Source organism: Pedobacter cryoconitis (genome assembly GCF_001590605.1).
Classification (GTDB): Bacteria; Bacteroidota; Bacteroidia; order Sphingobacteriales; family Sphingobacteriaceae; genus Pedobacter; species Pedobacter cryoconitis_A.
In genome coordinates this window covers 906,110-928,660 of record NZ_CP014504.1, presented here as the reverse complement: position 1 = coordinate 928,660, position 22,551 = coordinate 906,110, and the positions used below count along the sequence as shown (strand labels likewise).

Sequence of the window (22,551 nt, the reverse complement as noted above, 5' to 3'; positions counted from 1 at the left end):
CCAGATAACCAAGCGAATAATCCGCTTAAAAAATGCCATCCAAAATTTCATTGTTAAGAACTGCGAATTGAGTATAAGCGCATAGTCAGTGAGCTAAAGGATGGTACCAGCAAGTAGTGCAACTCCTCTGATAATTCTGGATGGCCTAAGCAATTTACGAACAAACCCATTCAAAAACCAGGGTCAGTTGTCTCAAAAATCTGCATAAAAAAGACACTTTATGCCTCCAGTCCAGTCACTACCAAGGGGTAGGACCTATGAGGTTTTTATCGTCTTTAAAGATGTCATGAGCGATGAAGTCCCCAAAAGCGTCTATTGCGGGAGCTTTAAAAATTAAGCCCTAACTTTTTTCTCCCAAATTATGCACCCAATTTTTTTCTCCTAACCAATAAATCCAATACCGGCTTGGAGAAAGAAAAAAAAGACAGAGACTAAATGTGAAGGCCTGAAACTCGAGCCGGTCCGGCGTAGAGTTTAGCCGAACATTAGTTTCTATCTTTTTTTATAGCTTAAGCCCAAACACCTCCCCAATCCCAATTTTCAAACTAAAAGAATCTTTCAAAGCAATTTGACGATAATGTGCCAGAATAATGCGGATTACCCCACTATGAGTCACTATCCCGACCTGCCGGAAAGGCTGCAGTAGAACTTCTTTCAGAAAAGACAAAACCCGATGCTCCATCTGTAGCATAGTCTCTCCATTAGGTGGTGCCAGATTCACAAAATCTTCCATCCAGGTACTACATTCCACCCGGTCAATCGTATCCCAGGTATCCCCTTCCCAATCTCCGAAATCCAGTTCATATAAAGCCTCATTTTGCGTATAAACTGCGGAAATTTCAGCAGCAAGAGCCTGACACCTGAAAGAAGGACTTGAATACACTTGATCCAGATCAGCTGGAATTTGCTGCAGTATCAAATCTTTCTCCTGCTCAAAACTTGCAGCAAGCGGAACATTCATGCGGCCATAAATCAACCCTTTTGCAATCAAAGGAGTAGTATGCCGGATCAGATAAACTTCCATATCAGAATATAAGACAAGTAAACTGTCACTTCAGTAAGCTGCTGTACTGCCCCCAGGCAATCACCAGTATAACCACCAATCCATTTCTTAAAATAAGCACCCAGATAAAAACTAAAAAGCAATACAGGAATTACCGTCAGTAACAATAAAGGCTGAGCCAGATAAACAGTTAACCCAACCAGCGGGATCAGTGTAAAAATACCAGCAATAATCAGATTGATCAATTTTCCTTTAACAACAGCACCACTCGCTTTACTTTCTTCTATACGTGCATAATTATGGTTAAAAACCAATGTGATCGCTGCAAATCTGCTTAACGCATGTGCAACGATAAACAACCCGGTGATAGTCAGCATATTTGCAGCAATAAACGTTTCGGTAAACAGCTGCAGTAAAGCAGCAAATTTAAGTCCCAGTAACAAGATCAGTCCAACAACACCATAAGTGCCCAGGCGGCTGTCTTTCATGATAGTCAGAATTTTTTCTTTTGCCCATCCCCCTCCAAAACCATCGCATACATCCGCAAAGCCATCCTCATGAAAGGCCCCGGTTAACAAAATGGAAGCGACCATAGCCAGTAAAATTGCAACAGCTTCACCAAACAGGTAAGTTGCCCCCATAAAAACTGCAGCAGTAAGCAGCCCGATAATCCAGCCAACAACAGGTAAATACCGGATTGAATCTGGCAAATTATGCGCATTATCCTGATGTATATAAGCTGGACCTGATAATCTGGAATAAAAAGATAAAGCTGTAAAAAAAAGTTTCAGTTGTTGATTCATCAGGATTTATTAGAAATCGCCGCACTTTGAAAACTAGCCATTTCATTTAAAAAGTTTACAGCACTTTTAAGCAGCGGATAAGCCAGCGCACAACCAGTTCCCTCCCCCAAACGAAGGTGAAGGCTTAACAAGGGTTTTGCCTCCAGGTATGCCAATAATAAACGATGTCCTTTTTCCTCTGACTCATGACAGAAAACAGCATTTTTTTTGATACTTTGATCTATACGATAGGCACAAAGATAGGCTGCCGTTGCAATGAACCCATCTACCATGATTACCATTTTTCTTTTTCCCGCAGCTAATATAGCTCCGGTCATTTCCATCAATTCAAATCCGCCAAAATATGCCATCAATTTGAAAATGTCACGGTCTCCTTTATAGTTTGCAACTGCTTGTTCCAGAATTTGCTGTTTTTTAAGCAGCTGTTCGTCATTTAGTCCTGTGCCTCTGCCAATACACTCTGAGAGTGGCAAATCACACAGTAAGCTCATCAGGACCGCAGCGCTGGAAGTATTTCCTATCCCCATCTCTCCAAAACCAATGACATTACATCCTTTTGCAACGATTTCTGCAACTACGGCTTCACCTTTTAATAAACAAAGTTCTGCCTGAAAAGTAGTCATTGCCGGGCCGTGTAAAAACGAAGCTGTTCCTTTCGCAATTTTTCCATCGCCCAATGGCAATCCATCATCAAAATCAAAATTCACTCCTGCATCGATTACCTGAAGACGAATATCATGTTGTTTACAAAAAACATTGATTGCAGCTCCCCCGTTTAAAAAATTAAGCACCATTTGCCGGGTCACTTCCTGAGGAAAAGCGCTGACACCTTCTTTAGCAATTCCATGGTCTGCAGCAAAAACTACCAGATGAGGATTAATTAACTGCGGACCTGTTGTTCCTAATATTTCTCCTATTTGTAAAGCGAGATCTTCCAGTAAGCCCAAAGACCCCGGAGGTTTTGTCTTATTATCTATTAATGTTTTTAAATCTTCAGTGATCATATATTCTTATCAATTGGCATTTCTTTGCTTCAAGGGCCCGTTTAAATTTAAACAGTTTCTAATATAATTATTATTGCTTTAAAAACAACGGAAGTCCCGACACCATAAAAACAGCCTCATTTGCTTTTGCCGCTACATATTGGTTAGCCCAGCCCTGAAGATCGGCAAATTTACGGCCCACTGGAGTGTCGGCATGCAATCCCATACCCAATTCATTCGAAATGATAAAGAAAGTGCCAGGGATTTCAAGCAGCTGATCAATTTCCTTTTTGAAATCGGCCAGAGAAAGATCAATATCATTATTGTGGTCCATAAAGAAATTAGTTAACCATAACGTTACACAATCAATCACTGCATGCCGTCCTTGCAAGGGTAAAAGATGTAAGTCCCGGTAAGCCTCAAAATTTGTCCACTCTGGCCCACGGTCATCCTGATGACGTTTTACCCTTTCCTGAAAATCATCATCCCATATTTTAGCGGTTGCCACATATACCGGATCCTGACAAAGTTCTTTCACCCGCTTTTGTGCATAGGCACTTTTACCGCTTCTCACTCCTCCTGTAATAAAAATCAGCATATTTATGGTTTTACAGCTGGATCAGTATGCTTAAATCTCTTATATAAAAACAGTTGCCATTTCTCTTCTGCTACACCAGCCTTATCCATTTCAGCCCGTGAAAGCGTAAAAAACAAATCGGACAAACGATTGATATAGGCAGGGATTGTTTCCTCAACTTCATCTGTTTTAATCAAACTGACTAATCTTCTTTCTCCTCTACGCATTTGTGTCCTGACCATATGGCAAAGTGCTGAAATCTCATTTCCACCGGGCAGGATAAAATAATCTGACGGATTTGTCATTGCGTTTTCCAGCGCATCGATCCATGTTTCACAAAAAACAGGGCCGTCGGCAGGCATTGGATTGGTATTGATTTTTGCCGCATCAGATGGCCGTGCAAGATGTGACATCATATCCATCAGGTCTTTCTGAATTTTATGCAGGTTACTTTGCCACTCATGGGCAGTACCAAGCTTTACTCTCAGCATACCTATAGTAGAATTTACCTCATCGAGCGTCCCTACACATTCTACCCGTACATCATCTTTGTCTACACGTTTCCCTCCGAAAAGCCCGGTAGTCCCTTTATCCCCTTTTTTAGTATATATCTTCATGAATTTGTTTTTGGTTTGACAAGCTTTGCTGATCATTGCTCAGCCGGTCGGCAGCACAATTTTAATAAGCAGTACAATTTTAATAAATAAAATCTAAAAAGCGTTCTTAGTCCATCACCTCAATTCCTAAAGTTAAAATACTAAAGTAACATAATCAGTTTTATTTTCTTTATTAATTTAATTATTCACAATAGAGATATTTATTACCTTTTAAATATAAAATAGAAGTAGCTTGACCTAAATCATAAAGAATTATGTCAGCTAGTACAAATAAATACATTGATCCATTAACAGATTTTGGATTCAAACATCTTTTCGGTGGTGAGCCCAACAAAGAGATCATGATTGCTTTTTTAAACGCCTTGTTTGAAGGAGAAAAACACATTACCGATCTTGTCTACAACCCAACTGAACTTGCCGGGGATGACAGGGATCATAAAAAGGTAAGTTTCGATTTGCTGTGCACCGGGGACACCGGAGAACAGTTCATTGTAGAAATGCAGCGGGCAGATCATGATAATTTTGAGGACCGCTGCATTTTTTACCTGAGCCGGCTGATCCATCAGCAAAAGTTAAAGAGTAACCGGCACTGGGAAGTTAAGATGAAAGAGGTTTTTCTGATTGCGATTCTGGATTTTAATAGGAAAAATTGCCTCAGTGACCATTATTTGCAAAGTATTTCACTGGTCAATACGGGTACTGGTAAAATATTCCACAATGGACTGGGATTTAAATTTTTGGAACTGCCTAAATTTGACAAGAAAGAAAATGAACTGGAGAATGAGCTGGACAAATGGGTTTATCTGCTTAAGCACATGCACAGCCTGGATCAGATTCCTAAATACCTGGATAAACGTATTTTTGAAAAAATATTTAATATCGCTGAAATGAAGAAATTATCACCAGAACAACAATTTGTGTACGACTCGATTTTACAGCGGGAAGAGGACGATTATAGCCGGCTTAAATCTGCAGAACGCAGAGGAATAAGAGAAGGAATAGAAGAGGGAATGGAAAAAGGAATAGAAAAGGGGATCGAAAAAGGTTTAGAAAAAGGGATAGCGCAAGGTAAACATGAAACTGCGCTGGCTATTGCAGGAAAAATGAAGGAAGAGAATTTTGATATTGATAAAATTGCCGGATTTACTGCGCTCTCCAGGGAAGAAATAGAAAGTCTTTAAATATAAAAGGGTACTATGGTTAGACTGCGCCCAGAAATTGTCTAACTTTTTGGGCGCAGTCTAACCATAGTACCCTTTTTTAGAAGCTGATGTTATATCTTAGAGAGAAGTTCCTTCCTGCAAGGTTAAACCCGCGTTTTTCATAATAGTTTTCGTCTGTAATGTTATTCATCAGAAAAGTAACTGTATGTCTTTTCTTGTAAGTATAACTGGCTGCAAAATCTGCTGTCATAAATTCAGGATAAACAATTTCAGGAAATTTAGGGTCATTAAAATCAGTATCCTTACGTTTACCAACGTATCTGCCGCTTAATCTTAAATCAAGCCCTTTCAGGTTGTTGAATTCAAAGCCATAGCTTGAGGTAAAGTTGGGTACATTGTAAATGTCTTTAGTCAATTCAGTACCATTAGCTGCAATCGTAACCTCTTTTGCTTTAGATGATTTAGTTGCATTCCCAAAAACTTTTAAAGAATAGTCTTTTGCTGCCAGTGTTCCGAAATCCCATGCAACCTCAGCCTCAAAACCGTTGATATTTGCTTTATTTGCATTGATATAAGTCATACGGCTGCTAATTGGAAAACCACTTGGTGTATTTTCAGCCGGCACAGGTACGCTGGTCTGCGTGGTGATCCTGTCTTTAACATAGGTATTGTAATAAGTGAAATCAGCAGTCAGCCCCCATTCAGATTTATTGAATCTCAGACCTGCATCCCATGAAATACTGTTCTCATTTTTCAGATCAGCATTACCCTGGATCACACTTGCTTTACCATCCTTAACTCTTTCAGAATAACCAGCTACGTTATAAGCGTCTGGCGTTACAAAAGCACGGCCTGTAGTCGCATGAACAGTGAATAACTTGTTAAGCGAATATTGGGCGGCTAAACTTGGGCTAAAGAAAGGATTTGTTTTTTTTCCACCTGCATAAGTGGTCAACAATGGGGTTTGCTTCACATTATAAGTAATCAGATCCAAACGTACACCTGGATTAATAACTAATTTATTGTCCAGAAAATTTAATTGCCCCTGAATATAAGCCGCGCCAGAAGAAAGACTGTAGTTTGGAGAATATGGAGCAGATTCAGAACCATCAGGATTAAAAGATTGGGAGCTTGTTAAAGCATTGCTGTAATCCAGACCAAAAACCACTGAATGATTTCCTAATTGGTAAGCATCTTTGGCCTGTATGCCTTTCCAGCTGGTTACACTTTTATAAGATGCGTAAGGTGCTACAAGTCCATTTACGGTCAGTAAGGTATTGTTCAGGTTATTTTCCTGAGAAGTATAGCCTTTCAAGGTTAAATGGTGTTGATCGATAGTACCGGAAAGCGTTGCTTCCTCATTATGACGTTCAATATCTTTTGTACTCGGCTGTCCGTTTCCAAATTGTATATCACTCGGAGATTCTACATTTTTGGCAACAAAGCGTTCTCCACGAACATCCAGTCTCCAGTTGGCATCAAACTGATAACCTAATCTCAGACTTCCTGTATTGTAGTTCAATTTTGTATAGTCCCGTCTCAATCCATCAGAACGTTTATCATCCATTTCAACAGGCCCGGTGGTATAATTATAGAGTGCAGCATTAGCACCAAGCATCTTTCTGAACAAATTACCCTTCCCTAATTTCATGTTTTTAGCTCTGTCGTAATTCAGAAAAGACAAATCAAAGTCTAATTTCTTACTGATATTCCCACCTGCAGAGGCACCTAGTTTAGTCGTTTCATAAGAACCATACTCGGCAAAAACATTCCCATGGATATCACCAAAAGATTTTTTAGTGATGATGTTCACTACCCCACCCATAGCCGATGAGCCATATAAGGCAGAAGCAGGCCCTTTGAGCACTTCAATACGCTCGATATCCGATGGATTAATCGTAGCAATACTTGCTGTACCCGCCGGACGACCATCAACTAATAATAAAGAACGTTGATTTAAGCCGCTTGTTTGTGGCCTGAAACCACGAATACCAATTCCAGAAGACAAACCCGGATATTGTACAATACTGATGGAAGAGTTTTTTTTCAATAGATCCGTTACTTCCTGCGAAGAAGTCATCTCTATGACTGCTTTACTGATGACCGTCATACTTTGCGGTACATGACGTCTTTTAATCTCCGTCCTTGAAGAAGTAACGACCACTTCGTCAAGTGCATTCGTCTTCACAGAATCAGCTTTTTTTTCCTGCGCTAATGCAGAACTGCTGAGTAAAACCGTACCTATAAGCAGGTTTTTAAATAATAAAGGTAAATTTTTATTCATATAAATTAGTATTGGTGTGTTTGTGTTGTAATAGCTCAGATGATCGGAATATTAAAGTGCCTGGAGAAATCCACGCAAGGAAGTATAGGTAGCTGATTCATTATTCTTTTGTACAGTCCAAAGTGTATCCGGCCCTTCTCCGCTCACAGAAACTTTTAAAGTATGAGTTGTTGCTGATTTTAAAGTATGAGTTGTTGCTGAGGATATACTAAAGCCATTTCTGACCAAGGCCTTTTTAGTCCAGAAAGCAGCAACGCCCTCTCCTGTCACTTTGATATCGCGTTTCCCTGAATAATGAATATTAAAGGTGCCACTCGCCGCATCAAAGACAATTCCATCTTTCTCAAATGCATGTTGAAAAGCCCCATTTAAGACCAGCTCTTCTGGCAATCCGGCATCCAGCTGTCCACCATTGCGCATCAGCCAGATCTGGTCAGCAACCTGCAGTGCCAAATCAAGTTCATGTGTAGAAAGTAAAATCGCTTTATTAGTTTCTTTAGCGAGCTGATGCAATAAACGCATGAGTTGTATCCGGCTAGGCAAATCAAGGTGAGCAGTAGGCTCATCTAAAATAATCAGCGGGGTATCTTGTGCCATTGCCCTGGCCAACATCACTTTCTGACACTCCCCGTCGCTCAGACTATCCATTTTTCTGCCTATAAAAGCTCCGGTATCTGTAGCCTTTATAGCCTGTTCAATAATATGTTTGTCTTGTTCAGTCAATATGCCCAGCCACCCTGAGTAAGGATAGCGGCCCAATGAAATGAGCGAATAAACATCCAGGTTACCAGCGCTGACCTTATCAGTGAGTACCAGGCTTATTTTTTTTGCAACCTGCGCTGGTTTAAGCTTGTTCAGCACTGCACCGTCCAGTATAATTTCACCTTTCAGCGGCTGTTGTAATCCAGAAATAGTTCTGAGCAGCGTAGATTTACCGCAACCATTCGGACCTAGCAGACAAACCAGCTGCCCGGCATGAAGTTCTAAATTTAAAGGGCCGGCAATCACTTTGGATTTCCCCTTTCCTGTTTTATAACCTATGGCCAATGCTGAGGTCTGTAATAATGAGGTTTGCGCTTCCATTAGAATCCTCTTAATTTAGTTGGCCCGGCAATAATCCAGATCACAACAGGTGACCCTACCAGTGCAGTAATCACATTGATTGGCAAAACAGTCTGACTTCCTGGCAATTGTGCAACCAGATCACAAATCAGCATTAAGACTGTTCCAATCAGACAACAAGCAGGAATTAAAATACGGTGGCTTGAAGTATGGAATAAAGCTCTTGCTAAATGCGGCACAGCTATCCCTATAAAACCGATTGGACCGCAAAAGGCAGTAATCCCTCCTGCTAAAATGCTTGTACTGCCAATAATCAGAATTCGTGCACGCTTTACAGTCAACCCCATGCTTCTGGCGTAATTGTCGCCCAGGAGTAAAGCGTCCAGCAATTTTGAAGACAGGAATGAAATTAATAAGCCCGCAAATACGACAATGGCTAAAATTAACAGTTGCCCGCCGGTTACCCCGCCCAAAGAACCAAATGTCCAGAGCAAATAATCTTTAATCAGCTCAGGTGAGCTAAAATACTGCCAGATACTAATTACTGAAAGTGTGATATTCCCAATCATCACGCCAACGATCAATACAATAACGTTATCTTTTAAAGAAGAGGAAATGGACACGATCAAAATCATGATCAATGCTGCTCCTAAAGAAGAAGCCACAATAATTAACCAGCTTCCCGAAATGCCCAATTCTTTAATGGTGTATAAACTGGTAATACTCCCGGCAGACAGCATGACCAGGGCTACCCCTAAACTAGCACCAGCAGTTATTCCTAAAACTGAAGGCCCTGCAAGTGGGTTGCGGAAAAGTGTTTGCATCTGTAAACCGCTGACAGATAAGCCGCAGCCCACAATAACAGCTGTCAGGGCTTTAGGTAACCTGATTTTTTCAATGATATAAACCCAGGTATCATTTCCTGAATCAGCGCTAAATAAGACCTTGACTACGTCTTTCAAAGGGATATGGACGGAACCAAGGGCTACATCAAGCAAGAAAGCCACCACTAATATGGCGAGCAATACTAAAACTTTTATTTTGTTCAATTTCTTAGGATTAATTCAATTGCTTGTAATAAACGAGCTGGTAATCCGGTAGTAATTCGGGATGAAAGATCTTGATTAAGTCGCTTAAGATTAGCTGTGGGTTAACAGCTCCGGATTCCCAATAATCATTGGAACCAATATCATTTACCTTTTTATTAAAGTTAAAAATGTGGTTTTCTTTAAATGGTTTAAAATCAGCATAACGATTGTCTATTGCTTTGATCTCATTTTTACTATCTACGGTTCCTACATTCAACCAGAAATCTGCCTTTAGGGCAACTGGGGCAACAGTTTCAAAATTAAGTGGCAAACTACCTTTTCCATGAACATCTGCCCATTTATAATTTGTGCCGGCATCCTTCAGAAACTGAACCATGTAACTGTCACCATCCGGTACATACCATGTTCCTTTATAAGGCATCCCACAAACCAGCGTAGGCTTAGTTACCGCTTTTTTCCCTATGGCTGCCAGGCGGTTATATTCTTTTTCTACTGCATCAAATTTAGTATTAACGTAGTCTTCCTTATCCATCAATGCGGCCATTAACTTAACCCATTCTGCACGGCCAAGCGGCGTAGTTTCCAGCCATTCAGAATTGAGCATTACAGGTACACCCGCACCGGTCAGCGTTTCGTATTTACTGAATTTAGCATCAGGGCTTCCCATCACCATCACCAGACCTGGTTTCATACTGATCAGCATTTCATCATTCATGGTTCCGTCTATACCAACTTCTTTGACTTTACCCGCAGTTATGTTTTTTCTTACGGTTTCAGAACTTACATATTTTAAGCTCCCCAAACCTGTTATTGCATCTGCTGAACCTGCAAAATCAGCTAATGCGATGTGCATAGATGACATGGCTATTAGGCTTTGGACAGGAATTTGTATCAACTGTGCTTTTTTATAGCCTTCCGGAGCCTTTGCCCCTTTCGCTAATAAAACATATTGAACGGTGTCTGCATGTGCGCCCATACTGGAATAAATACTGACCACTTTATAGTCCTCATAATAATCGATATTAAAGCCTTTGGCGTATTTGATTGCCGCACTGCCGGTCTTTGCGGAGGTATGTTTTTGGCCAGACTGGTTCTGCTTGCAGGAGGTAATCAGCAACAGAGAAACGATCAGACAGGAGAATATTCCCCTGAATGATGAATAATTTGTTTTTTTCATCATAAAGTTTAGCCTTTCTTCCGAAAGCATTTAATAACTATTCCTAAGGCAGGTCTTCTGACTTCCTCAAACTGCGACCTTCCCTTCTTTGCGAAAGTGGTTTTAACAGCAGTTCAATAACGAGGTTTACAGCAGCGGAGACTGTTCCGGATTTACGCCGGGATTCCCTTAAAGCATTTTACGGGCACTTGTTCAATTTTTAATGCGCTTAAAACAGATGCTTCCCTAAAATGCAGCCTTAAGACTGCAAACCTAGATAAAATCGAGGATAAATGCAATGCGCGCTGCCGGCGAGTTTTTGGGAACATCAATCAGCTCGAATCCGCAGGCAGTATAAGCCTTACTGATGGCTTCGTTCAGGAGCACTGCCTCTTCATAGGTTTGCCAGCGTTCACTGTCATTTACATAAATAGCTTCCCATGGTGGGAGTATAAAAACCTGCTTGTGATAAGGGTAAAGCGCTAAAGCAGTATAATATTCTTCCGAAACAGCGACTTCAGCTACATTCAGGTAAGCAATAATATCAGGAATAGCACGGTCAAAGAAAACAATACGATCTGCAGGTGCCTGATTCCAGGAAAGGATCATTTCCCGAAAAACTTTAGCTGAAAAACAGGAAATATCTATCCAGGGCAAACAACATGATCCTTTTGCGGCCTCCTGAATGATCATCTTTCTGGATATTTCTTCAGCACAAAAATAACCTTGTTGCTGCAATCCGTTAATCAGGGTTGTTTTACCTGAGCCGGGGCCTCCGCTAATGATATATTTTTGTACTGGACTGGTCATGGAGTGTTTAGAGCTGAAAGAAATAGATGCTGATGGATAGCACCATGAGCAGGCAAACCCCCTGATTGATACTGCTCACTATTTTGAATTCTTCGTGTTTAATTTCACGGCTGTTGCTACCGATAAGTGGTTTGTCAACCAAAATCCCATGGTAAACATTCGGCCCCCCAAATTGAACATCCAGTATACCGGCGAGTGCCGCTTCAGGATAACCAGCATTCGGGCTTTGATGCTGATGCCCATATTTCATTACGAATTGCCAGCCCCGCATACTAAAAGTTACTAGCAGCATTAATACGGTTGTTATTCTTGCCGGAATAAAGTTGGCAACGTCATCCAGACGCGCTGCGAATTTCCCAAAATATTCATACCTGTCATTGCGATAACCGATCATGGAATCCAATGTATTAATCATTTTATAAGTAAGCATACCAGGGATACCAGCTATAAAGTAGAAAAACAGCGGTGCAATTACGCCATCGCTCAGGTTTTCTGACATAGTTTCAAAAACGGCAACACGGATCTGTTGTTCGTCAAGATTGGATGTATCACGCCCTACGATACGGGATAAGCGTTTGCGCCCGGCTTCGAGCCCTTTATATTTCAAAGTATCAAAAACTTGTTTCCCTTCGGTAATCAGTCCTTTATTAGCCAGAGCGTAATAGACAAAAGCAGTGGCAAAAAGAAAATATACAGGCACACTGTGGCTCAGCATAAAATGGATCGCTCCGTAAAAAACTAAAAATGTTCCGGAACATAAGATCAGCACCATGATCATTCCTTTAAGAAATCTGAATTTCCCCTGATTCAGGTACTTTTCACCCAAATTGATCAGACTGCCAAAAAACCGGACTGGATGTGGTAAACCTTCGGGATCACCAAAGAGTAAATCCAGCAGATAACCTGCAAGCAAGGGAATTACAATGATTATATAGTTTTCCATTCAGCTAAAGCATTAATCAGCAATTGATTTTTATTTTGACTTAAAGTGGCGATACGGATATGTTTTTCGGTAAGTCCTCTGAAATTCCCCGCATCACGGATCAATATATTAAATTCTTTTAGTAAAAACTGTTTTAATATCGCGCCGGTATGCTGATTTGTAGTAGCCAGAAAAAAATGGGTATGACTGGGATAAACTTTCAGCGGACTGCCCTCCAGTTTCCTGATCAACTCATTCCTGTCTGTTAACAATTGCTGCAGGGGAATTTGTATCGTATGGAGATGATCAAAAATAAAATGACCGGCTGCTATAGCCATTGCATTCACTGCCCAAGGCAATTTAAATGACTTTAACCGGTCAATTAACACTGGATTGGCAGCGATATAACCTAACCTTAAACCCGGAATAGCATAGGCTTTGGTCATAGAGCGTAAAACGATCAGGTTGCTGTATTTTTCAATTAAACCAAGTACTGAGGTAATCGATAAAGTAAATTCAATAAAAGCTTCATCAACAACAAACAGGACTTTTGGATGTTTATGAATTAAGGTTTCCAGTTCTTTAAAAACTGATCCGGTAGGATTATTCGGGTTGCAGATAAATAGCAATCCGGTATCACTGGAAATACCGGTCTCCAAATCGTCCCAATTCAGGAAATGCAGCTGATGCCCGAATAATTTACAAGCATCTTCATACTCTGCAAAAGCAGGGATAGTTATTGTTGATTTCCCATTTTTAAAAGCCTGAGCAACCAGATAAATACTTTCGGTACTACCATTGGTGACCAATATATTTTCAGATTTAAAGCCATAGAAAGAGGCTATCTTTTGAGTAAGGCTTTCTGCCAGTACTTCAGGATAACGCTGCACGTGGTCCCATTGCGTAAAAAGATGTTCTTTCAGGCCTTTTGGTGCTCCACCATGCCATACGTTCGTACTAAAATCTGCTGCTAATGTTTGCTGATGTAAATATCCATCGTCTCCGTGTCCCTGAAACATTTTATTAATCTTTTATATGCTGGTATACCTGTTCAATATCCAGGTTTTCTCTTAACAATACCGCTAATTTATCATATTGTTCGCTTCGGAATTGCAAATAATCTACATACGGTACTTGCAAATCGGTATAGGGGGCAACCAAATCATTGATGACGACCTCGTTATCCAGAATACCATGCAGGTAGGAACCCCAGCATTTTTCTGATAAAAAATAGCCATCAGTCTGTTTTTCTTCTAAATGGGCTACAGGTTGTGGTGCTCCCTGAACTTTAGTCTCCCCCATATGAATCTCATATCCAATACATTTTTCAGAGAAATCACGGTAGGTAAAACTACATTGTCTGGTCGTTTTTTCATCGCGTAAAAGGGTTTCGACGGGTAAAATACCTAAACCATCAATTTCTCCTGCAGCAGATTCTATTTGACCGGGATCTTTAATAGTTTTCCCCATCATTTGATATCCTCCGCAGATACCAATCACGGTCCGCTGGTTTTGGTGCGCCAGGATAATCGCTTCTGCCAATCCGTTATGCCGGAGTTCAATCAGATCTTCGATAGTATTTTTACTGCCAGGAAGGATTACAATATCTGCCTGAGCGATCCCTGCTGCGGTATGGGTATAATAGAGATTGACCCGGCTATCTTTATCTAACCGGTCAAAATCAGTAAAATTAGACATTCTGCTTACTAAAACCACCGCAATATTGACTTTGCCCGGCACAGGTTGATTTCTTTTGAGCTTCAGAGAAACGGCATCTTCTTCTTCGATAAAGATATCCTTGAAGTAGGGAATAATTCCGATAACAGGAACTCCGCATAAATCTTCTATCATCTTTTTTCCATCCTGGAAAAGATCCGGGTCGCCTCTGAATTTGTTAATAATAATTCCCTTGATACATGCTTTTTCTTCTGGCTCCAGCAGCTGCATCGTTCCATAAAGACTGGCAAAAATACCGCCTTTGTCAATATCTGTCACCAGATAAGTTGCTGCACCAGCTGCAATGGCCATCCTCATATTGGTAATATCTCTTTTTTTAAGATTCAGCTCAGAGATGCTCCCCGCCCCTTCCATAACGATGGGTGAATAGCGGGAGGCCAGTCTTTGATAGGCGAGTTTAACTTCTTCAAAGAGGGTTGCACGATCATTTGATAAGAAGTATTCTTTTGCACTTTGATTTCCAATAGATTTCCCATTCAGGATCACTTGTGCCGTTTGATCATTCGTTGGTTTAAGCAGCACAGGATTCATATCGGTATGACAGGGAATCCCGGCAGCTTCTGCTTGCACTGCTTGTGCACGGCCTATTTCCAAACCTTCAGGAGTAGCATAACTGTTAAGCGACATATTCTGCGCCTTAAATGGTGCAGGCCTGTAGCCATCTTGCTTAAAGATCCGGCAGAATCCGGCAGTAATCACACTTTTACCTACATCAGATGAGGTTCCAACAAACATGACAGGCCTGAGCTTCCTTTGATTTTCCATGATTTGCAAGCTTACACAATTTATCAGAGCTTAACAATGCAATTCATTCAACCTAAGCCGCCAATTTCCGTTGCTAAAAGCAAATGGAAATTTTGATTACAGGTTCCTGCTTCAAGCGTAATTATTTTAGGGGTACGAAGAAATAACCCTAAAATGATTTAATAAAATATGCAATCATCCTGAAAATTATCATTACGTTAGGTGTGGTAACCAAAAATATAATGTCCTTTAAAAAGATTATTACAGAAAGACTCTATTTAATTCCTTTTACCTATTCCATTTGTGAACAGGTGTTGAAAAAGGATTTTAGCGGTTTAAATGCTTTAGGCTTAAAGCCAGGTGATGGATGGCCGGATGCTGATATGCTGGATACATTACCCCGGATTATAAATAAACTTGACCTGGTAAGCACTCCGTCTGGTTTTGAATCGTGGATGATTATTGAAAAGCAAACACATACTGTTATTGGGGATACTGGTTTTAAAGGTTTACCTGATTTAAAAGGAGAAGCAGATGTGGGTTATGGAATTATAGCGGGTGCACGGCGCAAAGGTTATGCAACCGAAGCCGTGAAGGGCTTGATCGGATGGGCATTTCAACAACCTGGATTACAAGTGATCACAGCAAGTTGCGAAGTCAAAAACAGAGGTTCACAACAAGTTTTAAAATCCCTGGGATTTAGTTTGATAGGGACGAATGAAAGCCACTATCAATGGGAACTCAAACCGGCATTATGATAATTTGACGGTATTGTTACTCTACAGAGTTAGTAGATTTTAATTACATGTAGTATATTCGTCCATTATGATAACAATCGATCAAAAATTAATTACGCATATGTATAAAAAGACCCTTGCTATAGGTTTATTTGCTCTTTTATCTCTTGGTGCTTCTGCACAGACTTCTCTTCGGCATGGGGCCTGGCGTGCTGCACTTTTAAGAAATGATGGAAATAAGATCATTTTCAATCTTGACATTCAACAGCAGAAAGGAAAAACAGTTTTTTATATCGTTAATGAGCCTGAAAAAATGCTTGCCGACGAGGTAACTATTGTAAAGGACTCTGTATTTATTAATATGCCGGTTTTTGAATCTGCTTTCAGGTTAAAGATAATCTCAAAAGATAGCCTTTCGGGAACATGGATCAGAAAAACTACCTCAAAAGATATTGTCATGCCTTTTACTGCGACAACTCAGGAGGCCTATCGTTTTCCGGCTGTTCATGGGGATGCCACTGAAAGTGTAGCTGGTAAATGGAAAATTGATTTTACAAGAAGTAATAATTCTGAGCGGGAAGCTATTGGACAGTTTGTACAAAATGGCAACCAGGTTACCGGATCTATCCTTACCCCTTCTGGCGATTACCGCTATCTTTCCGGAATAGTTACTGGAGATTCCCTCCAGATATCAACTTTTGATGGTATCCATGCGATGGTATTTACCGGAAAGATTAATAAGGGAAATATTACAAACGGTAATTTATATAGTGGCCCGGTTTCAAAAGAGGTATGGACTGCTAAAAAGGATGATCAGGCAGCATTATCCACTGAGCAGGTGACCAGGCTCAAAGACGGTGAGGATGGACATTTAAATTTCAGCTTTCCCGATATCGATGGAAAACAGGTTTCAATTCAGGATAAAAGATTTAAAAATAAAGTAGTTATTATTCAGCTAATGGGCTCCTGGTGTCCTAATTGTATGGACGAAACAGCCTTCCTAAGCGAGTATTATGACAAGAACAATAAGAAAGGTGTAGAAGTTATCGGGCTTGCTTACGAGTACACTACTGATTTCAAACGTTCTGCTGCAAGTGTGCGCAAATTTCAGAAAAGATTTAAGGTGAAATATCCTTTGCTGATCACCCCTGCAACTGTTTCTGATTCTTTACATACGGAGAAAACACTACCGCAGCTCACTGCTATCAAGGTGTTTCCAACTACATTGATTCTGGATAAGAGTGGAAAGGTAACGGAAATTACAACCGATTTTTACGGGCCTGGTACTGGAGATTATTATACAAGATATAAGGCAGCTTTTGAAAAAAAGATCAATGCGTTGCTTGAAAAATAATTCATTTCAATAATTTCAAACCTTTTGATAAAAACGGGACATGATCTTTTACATCATGTCCCGTTTTTTTTAGAGCTACAGGGAGTTATTCACCACTTTGAGGAATACTTATTCACTGCTCATTATTCTACAATTACGTAGAATACTCAAAACTATAATGTTTTAGCATTCCCAGGGAATAGATCATAGCGGGATTTAAAACTATAAAAAACTACAAATGAGTGTATTATATCTAAAACAGATTCATGAATTTTATCCTTAGATTCAACCCGATTTAGAAAAAAAAGACTTGAAGGTTATACAATATTGTAGAGTATTGAAGTGTAAAATTTTATATATTGTTCTTTTGTACTGTAGCATTACTTTACCGGAAAAAGTATTTTCACAGATCTGTTCGGGCAGCTTTGGCGACCCGGTTGTGAATATTGATTTTGGGAGAGGCAAAGGTAATTTCGGTCCGTCCCTGGGTTCAAGTACGAACTATCAGTATACTGCTTCACTTTCCCCTGGTGATGGCTCTTATACAATTGTGAAGCGTATCGGTCAGGGATCATGGTTTAATACGGTCAATCACACACCAAATGACCCGGATGGTTATATGATGATGATTAATGCCAGCTATCAGCCTGGTGTTTTCTATGAAACAGCCATTAACACAGACTTGTGTCCGAATACCACCTATGAATTCGCAGCCTGGGTCACCAATTTATTGACTTATTCAGGCAACAAACCCAATCTTACTTTTTCAATACTGACTCTGGATGATCAGCTGTTAGGGACCTACATTACCGGAAATATTCCGGAAACCGCTGTAGCTACGTGGAAACAATATGGTTTTTTGTTCAGAACCAGTAATACGACCAGAGTTAAAATCAGAATTACCAATAACGGACCGGGCGGGGATGGAAATGACCTTGCCCTGGACGACATTACTTTCAGAGCTTGCGGACCAAAGATCACACCGTTAACAGACCATACAAGCCAGACAGAAAAGACGATTTGTGAGGGAAATGGCGTCGTACTGTCTGCTACTGTCGAAGGTTCACCAACGCTACAGTATCAATGGCAACAAATGGTAGATAGCCAGTGGTCAGATCTGAACGGGGAAACCGCAATACAACTCAACCTGAATGCGGGGTCTTTACAGGTTGGGGATTTCCAATATCGCCTGATGGCTGCAGAAGCCACAAACTTTAGTTCACCGGCTTGCAGAACTACATCATCGCCAATTAATATTCACGTAAAAGCTTTGCCAAAACCCGTTGTTGTGGCTGAGCAGACAGTTTGCGAGGGCAATACAATTCAGCTGGACGTGACAGGTGCGGATGGCCCATATTTATGGACTGGGCCGAATAACTTCAGCTCAACAGAAAAATCACCCGTCATCGAAAATGCAGCCCTTAACCGCGCTGGCGATTATCAGGTTACCACAACGCTGGGTACTTGCACTGCTGCTGCGAAAATCAAGGTCAATATGTTGCCAGTTCCAATTCCACTTATTGATGTTCCGGCGCCTATTTGTGAGGGAGCTTCGATAGTACTTCACGCTGCAGGAGGGACACAATATAAATGGGCACCGGCAACTGGTTTGTCGGCTACAGACATTGCTGATCCGGTCGCGTCTCCTTTGCAAACCACTTTATATACGGTTACAATTTCCAATGGCAGCTGTGAAAAGCAAGCGACTGTGACGCTGGATGTATTTAAGAAAATAACGGCCCGCGCAGGGCGCAACCGGACAATCATTGAAGGACAAACGGTTACGCTGGATGGACAGGTATCTGGAGATCATGCCAGGTTTTTATGGACACCTGCAGCTTACCTGGACGATCCAACCAAATTGAATCCTGTAGCCAGCCCTCCGCACGATGTCACTTATACTTTAACTGCCTGGTCAGAAAATGGCTGTGCGGGCAGTGCGCAGGATGTTTCTATTCGTGTACTGAAAAAACTAAGCATTCCGAATACCATTACGCCAAATGGAGATGGTATCAACGACACCTGGGCTATCGCTGCTCTGGATAGCTATCCTGCTGCTGATGTATATGTATTCAATAGATATGGTGGAAGAATTTATGCTGGAACCGGTGATGGAAAAAGCTGGGACGGGAAATATAATGGAGAATATGTGCCTGTAGGGGTGTATTATTATGTGATTGATTTACATGATGGGCAAAAAACACAATCGGGCTCCTTAACGGTATTGAGGTAATTTATGAGAACAGTATTCCTGATATTAACTGGTTTTTTTCTTCTTAAGGTTAGTTATGGTCAGCAAAGGCCACAGTATACCCAGTATATTTTCAATAATTACCTGCTCAATCCTGCACTTTCTGGTATAGAGAATTATACCGATGTAAAAGTAGGTTCCAGGGTACAATGGACTGGAATAAATGATGGTCCGGTTACCTCTTTTTTTTCTATTCATGCGCCATTGGGCAAGCAATATTTATATGGAAACTCAAATTCTTTTGCGGAAAAAGGTGCAAATCCTATGGAACGTAGTTATCTGCAGAATTATATGGCTGCTGAGCCGCATCATGGAATTGGTATTTCCGGGACATTGGATAAAACAGGACCTATTAAAGTGCTGGACCTTAAGGCCTCTTATGCTTACCATCTTGGGTTAAGCCCAAAAATAAACCTGAGTTTGGGGGTAGCCGCAGGAATTTCAAGAATGTCATTGGATTTTTCAAAACTGAGTTTTGAAAATAGTATTGATCCTGCAATTACTCCAGGTTTTAATACCAGAACACAGCCCGATCTTGATGCAGGGATCTGGTTATATGGACCTGATTTTTTTGCAGGTGTATCCGTTCAGCAGTTATTGAATAAACCGCTTAATTTTTCTGATGCTCAGGCGGCAGTTGAGGGGAAACAGGTACCTCATCTGTTTGTCACAGGCGGCTATAAGTTTTTCCTCAATGAGCAGCTTTCGGTAACTCCTTCAGTCATGTTCAAAAAAGTCCAGCCTGCCCCTTTGTCTGCAGATATAAATTTTAAAGTAGCATTTAAAGATAAGTTTTGGATTGGAGGAAGTTACCGTCCGCAGGATGCGGTATCTGCGATGGCAGGTTTTAATATCAGCTCACTGTTTGTGCTGAGTTATGCTTATGATTTTACAACTTCTGAACTGGGTTCAATAAGTAATGGTACGCATGAAATTGTATTGGGCATTTTGCTGAATAACAGGTACAAAGTCACTTGTCCGCAAAGAAACTGGTAGTCTGCTAATTTCTATATAAAAAAACGGCTCCAGACCTTTCAGGTCTGGAGCCGTTTTTTTATAGGGCTATAAGTTCTATTTTTTTAATTGTTTTCTTGTTGATGCTGTTAACTCACGTTTAGCAAGTGCATGACATTCGTAAATTGCATCACTAAACATCATTTGCTCTGGTGGAGTTTTCTGAGTAGAAGCTGATGGTCCTCTAAGAGCACCTACAAGACCTAATTCTCTGGCTACATAAACGTATCTGATCGCATCGATCACTACACCTGCAGAGTTAGGGGAATCCTGAACTGATAGTTGAGCATCAAAGATTACAGGTGCACCCATAAAGCCTTCTAATTCCAGACGGAAGTTAGCTACTTTATTGTCTCCGTAATAAGCGATATATTCTGAAGGGCCTGCGTGAAGGAAACTGTCTTCTGTAGAGATACCTCTGATATCATTTTGTGCACGGATTACGTTTTCCTTAGAGATCTTTTTAGATTTCAGACGATTTTTGTCTTCCATATTAAGGAAATCTGTATTTCCGCCAACATTTCTCTGAATGTGAGCTTTCACATGGTGACCTCTTTCGAAAGCCAGTTCCTGAAGCATCTGAGAAACAATACTTGCACCGAATTGGCTGCGCATGTCATCTCCGATAATTGGAATACCAGCATCTATAAATCTTTTCTCCCATGCAGGATCTGAAGCGATAAATACAGGGATACAGTTCACTAAAGAGATACCTAATTCAATACAAATTTCTGCATAGAATTCTGTAGCCAGTTGTGAGCCAACAGGAAGGTAGTTTATTAATACTTCGGCTTCGTGTTTACGCAATTGCGCAACAATTTCGGCACGTAAAGCAGTTACCTGAGCTTGATCATAGGTTACGCTATCAATCAAAATATCAGTATTCTTTAATTCATCTTTGATGATGAATCTGTTAGCTTCAGGATAAGCAATCATTTGTGGAGATACTCCATCAATAACTGGTGACCTGTAGATAGGTGCTTCTGATGCTATGTCAGCATTTAATATGATCGTACAATTTGGCTTGGCAAAAATAGCTTCCTTTAATGGCTGACCGATTTTTCTTTCATCTACATCAAATCCGCAAACGAATTCAATGTTAGCTGCTTTATATCCACCGATATCATTAGCCATCAATCCTGATGTCTTTTCTGCATGTTTAGTGTAAAATTCCACGCCTTGTACTAATGAGCTGGCGCAATTACCTACGCCTAAAATTGCAACTCTGATTTTCTTTCCTTGGTTGTGCATTGTTTGAACTTGGGTTATTCTAAATTTATCAGACGGAGAGCTTAAAGGCAGAATTCATCCATCTAAATCTCCGCAAAAATAGAAATCCGATTATTATTTCCAGTATAGTTTTGGGCAATATAGAGATAATTATGATAAGATGATTAAATTTTACATTCTGACAACTTTAAGTACATAGTCAGTTTTTATGAAAAGACTAAAAGCTGTATGTTTCTTGTGTTTATACATTTATGAGCTATATCATTAAATTGATCTTTTTTACACGTATATTAAGTTATTAATAAGAAAGATTTCAGGCTATTGACAGGAATAAAAAAACAGCTGGTCACCTTATTTGTTAAACTTATCACCTTGCCAATTTAACAACAGCAGGGATAACGAAAAATTACGTTCATGAATAATTACAAGGATCAACATACGACTCTCCCCTACCTGATGCTCGAAAATGCAATAGAATTTATTGAATTTGCCAAAATTGTTTTTAATGCAGAGACAAAGTCATTAAATATAGCAAGTGATAACAGAACCGTTTTATCTGCGGAAATTAAAGTTGGACATAGTATGCTGCTGCTTTCAGAAGCGGCAGATAAGTATGGGAAAGCAGTTGGTAATTTTTTTATCTACGTAGGCGATGCGGATGAAACATTTCAGCGGGCTATCTTCCATGGGTCTTTTGTCGTTACTGAAGTAGCTGATATGGATTATGGAAGGTGTGGAGGTATCCAGGATCCTTTTGGGAATACCTGGTGGTTAACCTCCACAACTTAATTCCAATTTTTCAACTCATTAATGTTTAACACACGGTATCAACAGTTGATTTCTTCTGGATACAAAACCGTGTTAGCCAGACTATGATGTACACTATTCAGTACACTTATTTTTGCAAATCTCAAATTACCCTTAAAAGTTTTAAATATTATTTAAAAACACCATAAATAGCTGATTATCTGTTAAATATATTTTGATTTTTCATTTTAAACTTAGGAATGAGGTGCTGAGGATTAATTCTTGCAAACGCTTAATCGTAACAACAATGTTATTCAAAATTAATTACC

Annotated in this window: 20 protein-coding genes and 1 riboswitch; of the genes, 6 read left to right on the top strand and 14 right to left on the bottom strand. The window is 40.2% G+C overall.

The window, feature by feature from the left end; genetic code table 11:
- Window positions 1-502: 502 nt before the first annotated feature.
- The 5 genes from cobC to AY601_RS03920 form a co-directional block, all read right to left on the bottom strand.
- Window positions 503-1,024 carry an alpha-ribazole phosphatase family protein gene (cobC, locus tag AY601_RS03940; protein WP_068396740.1) on the bottom strand — a complete coding sequence of 174 codons (522 nt, stop codon included), beginning with the start codon at window positions 1,022-1,024 and terminating at the stop codon, window positions 503-505.
- Complete coding sequence (locus tag AY601_RS03935) at window positions 1,009-1,806, bottom strand: adenosylcobinamide-GDP ribazoletransferase (RefSeq protein WP_068396737.1); 798 nt, start codon at window positions 1,804-1,806, stop codon at window positions 1,009-1,011. Before AY601_RS03935 ends, cobC begins: the two co-directional genes overlap by 16 nt.
- The gene (gene cobT / locus AY601_RS03930; RefSeq protein WP_068396734.1) at window positions 1,806-2,810 is read right to left on the bottom strand and encodes a nicotinate-nucleotide--dimethylbenzimidazole phosphoribosyltransferase; all 1,005 of its coding nucleotides are present in this window, start codon (window positions 2,808-2,810) and stop codon (window positions 1,806-1,808) included. The genes AY601_RS03935 and cobT overlap by 1 nt, the downstream gene beginning before the upstream one ends.
- 70 nt (window positions 2,811-2,880) lie before the next feature.
- Window positions 2,881-3,387 carry a bifunctional adenosylcobinamide kinase/adenosylcobinamide-phosphate guanylyltransferase gene (locus AY601_RS03925; protein WP_068396731.1) on the bottom strand — a complete coding sequence of 169 codons (507 nt, stop codon included), beginning with the start codon at window positions 3,385-3,387 and terminating at the stop codon, window positions 2,881-2,883.
- A 2-nt stretch (window positions 3,388-3,389) separates the two neighbouring features.
- The gene (locus tag AY601_RS03920; protein WP_068407137.1) at window positions 3,390-3,983 is read right to left on the bottom strand and encodes a cob(I)yrinic acid a,c-diamide adenosyltransferase; all 594 of its coding nucleotides are present in this window, start codon (window positions 3,981-3,983) and stop codon (window positions 3,390-3,392) included.
- A 254-nt stretch (window positions 3,984-4,237) separates the two neighbouring features.
- Here AY601_RS03920 and AY601_RS03915 point away from each other — a divergent pair, with 254 nt between their 5' ends.
- Complete coding sequence (locus AY601_RS03915) at window positions 4,238-5,164, top strand: Rpn family recombination-promoting nuclease/putative transposase (protein ID WP_068396728.1); 927 nt, start codon at window positions 4,238-4,240, stop codon at window positions 5,162-5,164.
- Window positions 5,165-5,243: 79 nt separating this feature from the next.
- Here AY601_RS03915 and AY601_RS03910 read toward each other — a convergent pair whose 3' ends face one another.
- From AY601_RS03910 to AY601_RS03875, 8 genes are all read right to left on the bottom strand, one after another.
- Complete coding sequence (locus AY601_RS03910; RefSeq protein ID WP_068396727.1) at window positions 5,244-7,430, bottom strand: TonB-dependent receptor; 2,187 nt, start codon at window positions 7,428-7,430, stop codon at window positions 5,244-5,246.
- A 51-nt stretch (window positions 7,431-7,481) separates the two neighbouring features.
- Window positions 7,482-8,513 (bottom strand): ABC transporter ATP-binding protein, encoded by a 1,032-nt coding sequence (locus AY601_RS03905; protein ID WP_068396724.1) that lies wholly within the window; start codon window positions 8,511-8,513, stop codon window positions 7,482-7,484.
- On the bottom strand, window positions 8,513-9,541 hold the full coding sequence (locus AY601_RS03900) for an iron ABC transporter permease (protein ID WP_068396721.1): 1,029 nt from the start codon (window positions 9,539-9,541) through the stop codon (window positions 8,513-8,515). The genes AY601_RS03905 and AY601_RS03900 overlap by 1 nt, the downstream gene beginning before the upstream one ends.
- Before the next feature lie 10 nt (window positions 9,542-9,551).
- The gene (locus AY601_RS03895) at window positions 9,552-10,721 is read right to left on the bottom strand and encodes an ABC transporter substrate-binding protein (RefSeq protein ID WP_198163609.1); all 1,170 of its coding nucleotides are present in this window, start codon (window positions 10,719-10,721) and stop codon (window positions 9,552-9,554) included.
- A gap of 26 nt (window positions 10,722-10,747) precedes the next feature.
- Window positions 10,748-10,925, bottom strand: a riboswitch (cobalamin riboswitch).
- Between the two features lie 45 nt (window positions 10,926-10,970).
- Entirely contained in the window at window positions 10,971-11,507 is a 537-nt protein-coding gene (locus AY601_RS03890) for an AAA family ATPase (RefSeq protein ID WP_068396718.1), read from the bottom strand.
- A gap of 7 nt (window positions 11,508-11,514) precedes the next feature.
- A complete protein-coding gene (cbiB, locus tag AY601_RS03885) occupies window positions 11,515-12,450 on the bottom strand; it encodes an adenosylcobinamide-phosphate synthase CbiB (RefSeq protein WP_068396715.1) in 936 nt (311 codons plus the stop codon).
- Entirely contained in the window at window positions 12,435-13,448 is a 1,014-nt protein-coding gene (locus tag AY601_RS03880; RefSeq protein WP_068396712.1) for a pyridoxal phosphate-dependent aminotransferase, read from the bottom strand. The genes cbiB and AY601_RS03880 overlap by 16 nt, the downstream gene beginning before the upstream one ends.
- Window positions 13,449-13,452: 4 nt before the next feature.
- Window positions 13,453-14,931, bottom strand: a complete 1,479-nt coding sequence (locus AY601_RS03875; RefSeq protein WP_068396709.1) for a cobyric acid synthase — start codon at window positions 14,929-14,931, stop codon at window positions 13,453-13,455.
- 221 nt (window positions 14,932-15,152) lie between these two features.
- Here AY601_RS03875 and AY601_RS03870 point away from each other — a divergent pair, with 221 nt between their 5' ends.
- The 4 genes from AY601_RS03870 (at window position 15,153) to AY601_RS03855 (ending at window position 20,227) form a co-directional block, all read left to right on the top strand.
- Complete coding sequence (locus tag AY601_RS03870) at window positions 15,153-15,668, top strand: GNAT family N-acetyltransferase (RefSeq protein WP_068396706.1); 516 nt, start codon at window positions 15,153-15,155, stop codon at window positions 15,666-15,668.
- A gap of 67 nt (window positions 15,669-15,735) precedes the next feature.
- Complete coding sequence (locus tag AY601_RS03865; protein WP_198163608.1) at window positions 15,736-17,001, top strand: peroxiredoxin family protein; 1,266 nt, start codon at window positions 15,736-15,738, stop codon at window positions 16,999-17,001.
- A gap of 346 nt (window positions 17,002-17,347) precedes the next feature.
- Window positions 17,348-19,213 (top strand): gliding motility-associated C-terminal domain-containing protein, encoded by a 1,866-nt coding sequence (locus AY601_RS03860; RefSeq protein WP_068396703.1) that lies wholly within the window; start codon window positions 17,348-17,350, stop codon window positions 19,211-19,213.
- 3 nt (window positions 19,214-19,216) lie between these two features.
- On the top strand, window positions 19,217-20,227 hold the full coding sequence (locus tag AY601_RS03855) for a type IX secretion system membrane protein PorP/SprF (RefSeq protein ID WP_068396700.1): 1,011 nt from the start codon (window positions 19,217-19,219) through the stop codon (window positions 20,225-20,227).
- 75 nt (window positions 20,228-20,302) lie between these two features.
- Here the strand turns inward: AY601_RS03855 and AY601_RS03850 are convergent, their stop codons facing one another.
- Window positions 20,303-21,496 (bottom strand): inositol-3-phosphate synthase, encoded by a 1,194-nt coding sequence (locus AY601_RS03850; protein ID WP_068396698.1) that lies wholly within the window; start codon window positions 21,494-21,496, stop codon window positions 20,303-20,305.
- Window positions 21,497-21,889: 393 nt separating this feature from the next.
- On the opposite strand from AY601_RS03850, the gene AY601_RS03845 reads away from it, so the two are divergent.
- On the top strand, window positions 21,890-22,264 hold the full coding sequence (locus tag AY601_RS03845) for a VOC family protein (RefSeq protein WP_068396695.1): 375 nt from the start codon (window positions 21,890-21,892) through the stop codon (window positions 22,262-22,264).
- Window positions 22,265-22,551 lie beyond the last annotated feature (287 nt).

What these genes read in the sequence shown, in the direction of transcription:
- AY601_RS03870 (WP_068396706.1), top strand. Translation starts at nt 15,153, where the DNA reads ATGTCCTTTAAAAAGATTATTACAGAAAGACTCTATTTAATTCCTTTT.
- AY601_RS03875 (WP_068396709.1), bottom strand. Translation starts at nt 14,931, where the DNA reads ATGGAAAATCAAAGGAAGCTCAGGCCTGTCATGTTTGTTGGAACCTCA.
- AY601_RS03935 (WP_068396737.1), bottom strand. Translation starts at nt 1,806, where the DNA reads ATGAATCAACAACTGAAACTTTTTTTTACAGCTTTATCTTTTTATTCC.
- AY601_RS03895 (WP_198163609.1), bottom strand. Translation starts at nt 10,721, where the DNA reads ATGATGAAAAAAACAAATTATTCATCATTCAGGGGAATATTCTCCTGT.
- AY601_RS03915 (WP_068396728.1), top strand. Translation starts at nt 4,238, where the DNA reads ATGTCAGCTAGTACAAATAAATACATTGATCCATTAACAGATTTTGGA.
- AY601_RS03865 (WP_198163608.1), top strand. Translation starts at nt 15,736, where the DNA reads ATGATAACAATCGATCAAAAATTAATTACGCATATGTATAAAAAGACC.
- AY601_RS03920 (WP_068407137.1), bottom strand. Translation starts at nt 3,983, where the DNA reads ATGAAGATATATACTAAAAAAGGGGATAAAGGGACTACCGGGCTTTTC.
- cobC (WP_068396740.1), bottom strand. Translation starts at nt 1,024, where the DNA reads ATGGAAGTTTATCTGATCCGGCATACTACTCCTTTGATTGCAAAAGGG.
- AY601_RS03880 (WP_068396712.1), bottom strand. Translation starts at nt 13,448, where the DNA reads ATGTTTCAGGGACACGGAGACGATGGATATTTACATCAGCAAACATTA.
- AY601_RS03850 (WP_068396698.1), bottom strand. Translation starts at nt 21,496, where the DNA reads ATGCACAACCAAGGAAAGAAAATCAGAGTTGCAATTTTAGGCGTAGGT.
- cobT (WP_068396734.1), bottom strand. Translation starts at nt 2,810, where the DNA reads ATGATCACTGAAGATTTAAAAACATTAATAGATAATAAGACAAAACCT.
- AY601_RS03845 (WP_068396695.1), top strand. Translation starts at nt 21,890, where the DNA reads ATGAATAATTACAAGGATCAACATACGACTCTCCCCTACCTGATGCTC.
- AY601_RS03910 (WP_068396727.1), bottom strand. Translation starts at nt 7,430, where the DNA reads ATGAATAAAAATTTACCTTTATTATTTAAAAACCTGCTTATAGGTACG.
- AY601_RS03925 (WP_068396731.1), bottom strand. Translation starts at nt 3,387, where the DNA reads ATGCTGATTTTTATTACAGGAGGAGTGAGAAGCGGTAAAAGTGCCTAT.
- AY601_RS03890 (WP_068396718.1), bottom strand. Translation starts at nt 11,507, where the DNA reads ATGACCAGTCCAGTACAAAAATATATCATTAGCGGAGGCCCCGGCTCA.
- AY601_RS03855 (WP_068396700.1), top strand. Translation starts at nt 19,217, where the DNA reads ATGAGAACAGTATTCCTGATATTAACTGGTTTTTTTCTTCTTAAGGTT.
- AY601_RS03905 (WP_068396724.1), bottom strand. Translation starts at nt 8,513, where the DNA reads ATGGAAGCGCAAACCTCATTATTACAGACCTCAGCATTGGCCATAGGT.
- cbiB (WP_068396715.1), bottom strand. Translation starts at nt 12,450, where the DNA reads ATGGAAAACTATATAATCATTGTAATTCCCTTGCTTGCAGGTTATCTG.